The following is a 7,214-nucleotide window of genomic DNA, read 5'->3' as shown; positions in this document are numbered from 1 at the left end:
AGGGGCTCTGTCAGGGAACTCGGCGCTTCGGGTTACCCCTAACACCTCCCTCAAACTACCTGGGCGAACTGACAACTCCCAGGGTGGGACTTTAACCCACGGGTCATACGTTATACACGGCATACGGCCACATCTTAAATATTAAAATATCTGCCTTTCAATGAATGATGGCTCAGGACAAAAGTATAAACAAATAGAAGGCAGACACGCAGAAAACGTCAAGACTTAATTCTTGAGATGTAACCCCCTTCCCCCTGAAAATGGCGTGTTAAAGCTTGAAAACACTTATTTGGGGAACGATTTCCTTTGAATATCAATAATATAGCTCGGTCCGACCCAGATTATGGGACGAAATATGCGGGGTCAGCCTTGATGACGCTAACTACACACATATGTGATTGTATCTACACAACAATATGCATATATTTGTGTAAAGCAGACATGGAGGTAGTACTATGCCAACAAACCTTGGAATAGAAGACAAATTACTGGATGAAGCTCTAAGAATCGGTGGACATCGAACAAAAAAGGCCACCGTTACTGAAGCGTTAGAAGAATATATTGAACGCCGCGAGCAACTAAAGTTATTTGATTTGGTCGGAAAGATCAATTTTGATGCGGACTATGACTACAAGAAACAGAGAACGAAAGCGTGAAAGTTCTGGTTGATACTTCGGTATGGTCTTCGGTTCTGAGGAGGAAGACCTCTTCCGATGATGTTATTACAGTCGAATTTAGAGGACTCGTAGAAGAGCTTAGGGCTCGGATGATCGGTCCAATTCGTCAGGAAATTCTGTCAGGAATACTGACGTATTCTCACTTTGAAGTCGTTCGCGATCATCTGAGAGCGTTCTGGGACCTGGACATGATCACGTTGGACTATGAACGGGCAGCCGAATTCTTTAACATCTGTCGATCAAAGGGAATTCAGGGATCCAATACCGATTTCTTGATCTGTGCTGTCTCAGAACGGCACAATGTGCCGATTTTTACAACGGATAAAGATTTCGAATATTTTGTCCGATATCTTCCCATCAGGCTTCACAGACCAGAATAACCTGTTGACATTACCGTCTGGAACGCCCCCGCTACGCTTCCATCTACACTTCGTTACGATGGATAAATCGCTACGCGGGACAGGCCCGTCTTCACCACCTGACGGCGTTTACGCCGGGCAAGCTGAGAATCCTGCTATCATAAAATTCGCGGGAACGCCCCGTCTACGTCCCGATTCTATCGGGAGAACCCAGCCCATACTTTTAGCGGGAACGCGTGATCCCGATTCTATCGGGAGAACTCACCTCAGAGTATCAGCGGGAACGCCTGGGAATCGAACCCAGCAAACGGTTCTACACCGTCTCAACGGTTTTGAAGACCGGGGCGGGCACCAGCCACGCAATCATTCCCAAGACCAAGACAAAAGTAAAAAGATAAAAGATAAAAAAAGAAGTAGGCAGTTGGCAGAGCTGAGATAGAAGTATCAAGGATCAAGGGTAAAGGATCAAGTATCAAGGATCAAGAGTCAAGGATCAAGAAACAAGTAGCCAGCTAACCAGTCACAAGTAGGCAGTTTTACGCATTACGTATCACGCATTACGTTCTGTCTCTCCATTCCTCCACCACTCCAATTCTCCATCTCTCCATTCATCTATTCTTCAATAATCAATAGTCCATAGTCAATCGTCAATGTTCTCCAACACTCGAGTCCTCCAGTTTTCAATCGTCAATCACTTCTCAGGCCTGCGCAATACAATATAGCCGAAGCCGAGATCCGACTTCAGCTTCTCCCCTACTCTGGCAGCTTCGCCACGTGTCGCAAATCGAATAATTTGAACGGCTTGTAATGTTTTCCCCCTGGATGTAATGGGAACCAGGTCCACATCGTACCCCATCTGTTCAAGACGCATTTTCTGCCTGAGGGCATTGTCCTTGGAACCGTAAGCTCCCACTTGAATAACAAAAGGCTTCGGCACGGAGGGGGAAACCTTTTCTTCCGGTGGCTGAGTATCTTCTTCAACTCGGGGAGTAGGAGTAGGGCGAGTCTTCGGGAGTGCATTGAGGGATGACACGGACGGTTGTCTCATCCCTTCAGATAGGCCGCTGGGCGTCGATGCCGTCAATGGACGATTCACGAGAGGTTTGTCCGAATCCAGATTGTATTCGAAATCGAGACCGGGAAACCGGGACCGGTAAAGCCGTACATAGTAGTCCACACTGTCGCGTTCTCCCGTGGCGAGCAGTGAATTGATCTGCAAATCGATAGCTCGTTGAACATGTTCCGACCTGGGGTATTTCTTTGGAACTCTTGCGAGTTCCCGGCTCGACTGCGTATACAAACCTCTCGCAAACAGATATTCCCCCACCTTCATCATAGCATCATCGGCGTAGGGGCTGTCCGGAAAGTCCTGAATAAGCTGTTTGTATGTGATGATCGCGTTCTCCGCTCTGTCCTGGGTAACCGCGCCAAGAAAAATGACACCTGGATGGTTCGGGTATTGTTCCAGGAGACGGGTGATCTCATCCCGGACACGCTTGGTCTTGCCCTCCTCCACCATGCGAAAGTATGGCTGAAGATCTTGCGCTTCAGCCACTCCAAATCCCAGGGCCAAGACAAAGACAATTCTCAAGGAAACGCTATTCACGGAACGGACGGCATGTTTATGAGGAGCGTTTCGGAGTGGCGGCATTGCCATGCAATAATCGAACGATTTTCTCAACTTCATCTGAGAGCTCCTGCTGATCATTTTTCTTGAGCATCATCTGAAGTCGGGCCAAACGGGCAAGAATCGACGAATCATCCCTGGACAAGGCATCCTCGATGACATCCAAAGCCTCATCGTATTCTCCTTTTGCCTGCAACACGTTCACAAGTGCTGACAAGACTTCCTTGTCTCGCAAGTTCTTTTCGAGAAGTTTCCTGTAGAAATCTTCGACCTCCCCGAACCGGCCGAGCTCAAAAAGGGCCTTCTCCAATCTGTTAAGAACCTGCTTTCCCGATGATGGGGAAAGTCTGGCGAACTCCTTCCAATTCTCTACTGCCGCCTCAAGATTTCCCTCCTGTTCATCCAGATTGCCCAGGTATAGATAAGGATCGGCATAGGCCGCATCGATTTTCGTTGCCTTCCTGTACTCCGCGCGAGCATCATCGCTCCTACTGTCCTTCTCCCTGGATCGGCCTTCCATCATGCGGTGGAATGCCCGGCGACGCAGCCCATTGCCTCCCGAGAGCTTTTCGAACCGTTTCAGGTATTCGGTCGCATCCAGCCACCGCTCTTGCTCTTCACAAATCTGTATCAAATACTCCGCCGCCCACCGGTTCTTCCTGTCGAGTTGAACTACCCGGTTTGCATTCTCCTCAGCACGGGAATAATTGCCCGAGGAATAGTAATCCTTTGCCAGGCTCGAGAAAATCTCAACCTTTTGAGCGGTTGTCAACCGACGTCGAAAAGTGAGAGATTGATGTATCTTGGCCGCCTGATCCGGTCTTTCCCTCGCCCGCAAGATGTCTCCCAACCTGATGTAAGCACCGACATGATCCGTATCGATCTCAACAAGATCGCGCAACTTGCGATATGCCCCGTCCGAATCCCCGTTGAGAAGACATTCGAGAGCCTCTGCATAGAGCAGATGACCGTCTTTTTCTCTGGAAAACAGTCTACTCAGGAAGCTGAAGCTACTCTTCTTCGTCGTCGACCTCGTAAGAACCTTCCTGCAACGCTATATTTCTCAGAGCGTTGAGTTCGTCGGAAAGTCTTTTGCTTTCCCCTCGCAAAATTCGGGTTTCAGTCTTGCTCGTAAGAATCGAGGTAAGGGCGATGCCGAAACCGATAAGAATACCGATAGCGAGGGTAATCACCAGTACAATAGCCAGGGGCGTATTCTCATATAGCTTGAACATTAGATCCACGGTAACCGTTCCAGTGTTCCTGATCAAAACTATGAGCAAACCGAGAATAATCAGGAGTCCCAGAAAAACCTTAGCCAGGCGCACGGCTGTACTCCATGTTTTCAACCCGCTCACCGAAAAGAGAAATACCGTGCGCTTCCATGATTCTCACTTTCACCAGATCTTTGACACGTTCATCCCCCTTGGGAAAAATTACCCACTTGTTTGTATCGGTCCTCCCCACCCACATTGAGGAGGATTTCTTGCTGTCTTTCTCAACCAACACTTCAAGTGTTCTTCCTATTTCCCTCTTGTTAGTTAAATAAGTATGCTCTCTCTGAAATCTAATAACCTCCTCCAGCCTGTCCTGTTTTTCTTTCTCAGGGACTTGAAGGGGATACTCGGCAGCTTTTGTCCCGGGCCTCGGTGAATACTTGAACGTAAATGCCGAGCCAAACTTGACTGTTTCCATCACCTTCAGAGTCTGTTCAAATTCATGGTGAGTCTCCCCTGGAAATCCCACAATAATGTCGGTTGAGAGGGCACAGCCTGGCACTATTTGTCTTATTCGCTCCACCTGAGACAGATATTCGGATTGTGTGTATGTACGATTCATGCGTCTTAAGATTCTGTCGGCTCCCGCCTGAAGTGGAAGATGAATGGCTTTGCAGATAGTATCGTGATCACGCATAACGAGAAGCATACGGTCGTCGACATCCTTGGGATGTGGAGATGTAAACCGTATCCTGAGAACTCCCGGTATACGCGCCACCGAGTCGAGCAAATCAGGAAACCTGGCACCGTCATGTTGATAGGAATTCACGTTCTGACCCAATAGGGTGATCTCTACGAATCCTTCGTCTACCGCCGTCCGGATTTCCTGGACAATACTTACCACTGACCGGCTCCTCTCCCTACCGCGCGTAAACGGGACAATACAGAACGTGCAAAACTTGTCGCACCCTCGCATGATGGAAATCCAGGCATTGATACCCTGAGCTCTGGACGGGAACAGGCCGTCGTAGACTTCAAACCGGGACAACCGTGTATCCACAATGGAATCCCCCAATACCATTCGCCGGTTCAGGAGTTCAGGAATTCTGCGATAGGAATCCGGACCCAGAACAAAATCGAGGTAGGATTTTCTGTCCAGAAGATCGTTCTTCACATGCTGCCCCATACAGCCAAGGATGCCCAGGAGGAGTTCCGGCTTCCTCTCTTTGAATTCCTTAAGGGTTCCAAGGCGGGAGTAGATTTTCTCCTCTGCGTGCTCACGGATGGCGCAAGTATTCAGGAAAATAACATCTGCGTCCACAGGCGATCCCGTTTTCGTATAACCTTCCCGCTTCATGATCCCCGCCACCAGCTCGGAATCGGCGACGTTCATTTGGCAACCGTATGTTTCAAGGAAATATCGACCCATGGTCGGTGAAATTACCCTTTCCCCTCTATAAGAGTCAAGCGACGAATGAGGATGCCGATGCATGCAAGATGCTGTGGTGAGTGTCCAAACTGAGTGATGCCCCGGGGACTCCCGTTCCTTGTACTCCGCCCACATTCTCATCGTGGGATTATCTAGAGCGTGATTCTTGCTGTACTTTTCTCGGGCAGAAAAGTACCAAAAGGCCTCTGGCTAAAAAATAATTTAGGCGGGGCTGCCTGCGCCCATGGGAATCAATTAAACTTCCCCGATTGTGATCGGGACTCAAACCCCGTACGTTCGCACGCTCACTACGGGACAGGCAGTAATTGATTCTTTTCCACGGTCTTGGCATCCCCTTCATTGCCCAAATCATTTTGAGGCCACTCATGGTGCCGATGAATCGGCACCAAGAGGGAGACTCCTGTATTATCTATTCTCGCATTAGAAAGATTCACCCTCCCCGCCTGCCACCCGATCCAGCCCCAACGCGAGAGGAGCGGGCAGGGTATGGTTTCCCAAGGGATCCTGCGGAGGGAAGAGCGTAAGAAAAAGACGTGAAAAAAGATTATGGAAGTTGCTGCCTCATCAAAAAACTGGATATAATGAAGTCGAAAATGTTGCATGCTTTCGGACGATCTTCGAATGTAAATGACTGGAACTTGGAGGGACTCGAGTTACCGGAGAGGCCCGGTAAAGAAGTAGTTCTGAGGATTTTGAGGCGTCCCGTAATAGTGTACTTCGTAGTGCAGATGAGGCGCTGTGGATCTTCCTGTATTGCCCACTTCACCTATGATATCACCCCGTTTGATCTTCCTCCCCCGCCCCACATTTATTCTATGAAGATGGGCATACAGTGATTGATACCCGCGTCCATGATTGATCTTGATCGTTTTGCCGTAGCTTCCGCGGTAACCGGAGTATGCGACATTTCCGTCAGCAGCCGCGTAAACAGGCGTACCTCTGGTCGCCGAAATATCCAGACCCTGATGGAACCTCTCCTCGCTCGTGAATGGATCCCGCCGGTTGCCAAAACCCGTGTTGAAATAGCCACCGCGAACAGGGTTGATGGAAGGTATTGAAGAAAGCATATCAGATTGAGTTCGGATCGACCTGTAAATGGTCTCATAACTCTCTTTCTCGAGTTTCACCTTCCTTGACAATTCATCCAGGTTGAGCTGAAGCTTGGAAACCCTGGATTCAATGTCAGGCATCACATCTGCCAGACTCGCACGGCTTCTCAGTTTCATTCCACCCACACCGACCTTGCGGATGTCTGTGTCGATGGGAGGAAGATTGGCATAAGTCCGGAGCGCTCTGTCCTTTTCTTCTATCTCCTCCACTTCTTCTCCAAGACGATCCAGCCGATCCTGGGTATCCAGGAGAAGGTCTGTGACGGAACGGCTGTTCTCCTGGATCTCATTCAATCGTGCCTGGTAGAGGATTCCAGTCATAAAATCAGCCGTGAAAAAAAGGAGGACTGAACAGAGGACGATGGCAAGAAAGGATACAGCCAGGAAGGTGTTTCTGGATAGGGACCACTGGTGAACGTTACTGTCGTTATCGCGAAGAACGACAAAACGAAAACCCCTGGAAATCCTGGTTTTAGTGGACGGCAGCCAACTCAAAACAAATTCCCCACTCTCTCCACCCAAATTTCGTGTGAAGAATACAATAATTCAACAAAAATCAGCCGAGAAAGGAACGGAGGAGGTGAGCACGAGTAGTATGTCTCAGGCGCTGAATGGCCCTTTCCTTGAGCTGACGTACGCGTTCACGTGTGAGGGAGAGCATTTCCCCGATTTCCTCCAGTGTCAGAGGTCTATCCATGTCGATGCCAAAGTAGTAACGAATGATTTCGGCCTCCCGCTTCGGGATGGTCTTTAGCACTCGCTTAATCTCGGCCTT

8 protein-coding genes and 1 tRNA gene are annotated in these 7,214 nt (G+C 49.2%); 2 read left to right on the top strand and 7 right to left on the bottom strand.

All coding sequences use genetic code 11. The annotated features are described in order from the left end of the window. Positions 1-455 precede the first annotated feature (455 nt). Positions 456-656 carry a type II toxin-antitoxin system VapB family antitoxin gene (locus V3U24_04085; GenBank protein ID MEE9166628.1) on the top strand — a complete coding sequence of 67 codons (201 nt, stop codon included), beginning with the start codon at positions 456-458 and terminating at the stop codon, positions 654-656. Further along, positions 653-1,057: a PIN domain-containing protein gene (locus tag V3U24_04080; GenBank protein ID MEE9166627.1), complete on the top strand. Its 405-nt coding sequence runs from the start codon at positions 653-655 to the stop codon at positions 1,055-1,057. The genes V3U24_04085 and V3U24_04080 overlap by 4 nt, the downstream gene beginning before the upstream one ends. Positions 1,058-1,313: 256 nt before the next feature. On the opposite strand, the gene V3U24_04075 is transcribed toward V3U24_04080, so the two are convergent. The 7 genes from V3U24_04075 to V3U24_04045 form a co-directional block, all read right to left on the bottom strand. Beyond that, positions 1,314-1,407, bottom strand: a tRNA-Sec gene (locus tag V3U24_04075). A gap of 320 nt (positions 1,408-1,727) precedes the next feature. Then, positions 1,728-2,723 (bottom strand): SPOR domain-containing protein, encoded by a 996-nt coding sequence (locus V3U24_04070; GenBank protein MEE9166626.1) that lies wholly within the window; start codon positions 2,721-2,723, stop codon positions 1,728-1,730. Continuing rightward, positions 2,659-3,564, bottom strand: a complete 906-nt coding sequence (locus V3U24_04065) for a tetratricopeptide repeat protein (protein ID MEE9166625.1) — start codon at positions 3,562-3,564, stop codon at positions 2,659-2,661. The genes V3U24_04070 and V3U24_04065 overlap by 65 nt, the downstream gene beginning before the upstream one ends. Before the next feature lie 109 nt (positions 3,565-3,673). Continuing rightward, positions 3,674-3,991, bottom strand: a complete 318-nt coding sequence (locus tag V3U24_04060; GenBank protein ID MEE9166624.1) for a LapA family protein — start codon at positions 3,989-3,991, stop codon at positions 3,674-3,676. Beyond that, on the bottom strand, positions 3,978-5,309 hold the full coding sequence (miaB, locus tag V3U24_04055; protein ID MEE9166623.1) for a tRNA (N6-isopentenyl adenosine(37)-C2)-methylthiotransferase MiaB: 1,332 nt from the start codon (positions 5,307-5,309) through the stop codon (positions 3,978-3,980). Before miaB ends, V3U24_04060 begins: the two co-directional genes overlap by 14 nt. A gap of 674 nt (positions 5,310-5,983) precedes the next feature. After that, a complete protein-coding gene (locus V3U24_04050) occupies positions 5,984-6,934 on the bottom strand; it encodes a M23 family metallopeptidase (GenBank protein ID MEE9166622.1) in 951 nt (316 codons plus the stop codon). 61 nt (positions 6,935-6,995) lie between these two features. Continuing rightward, positions 6,996-7,214 (bottom strand): sigma factor-like helix-turn-helix DNA-binding protein (locus V3U24_04045; protein ID MEE9166621.1); only part of this gene is annotated, 219 nt, incomplete at its 5' end.

Source organism: Candidatus Neomarinimicrobiota bacterium (genome assembly GCA_036476315.1).
In the GTDB taxonomy this organism is placed as follows: Bacteria; Fidelibacterota; Marinisomatia; order Marinisomatales; family S15-B10; genus JAZGBI01.
The sequence above is the reverse complement of the archived record's forward strand: the minus strand, read 5'-3'. Positions and strand labels throughout refer to the sequence as shown.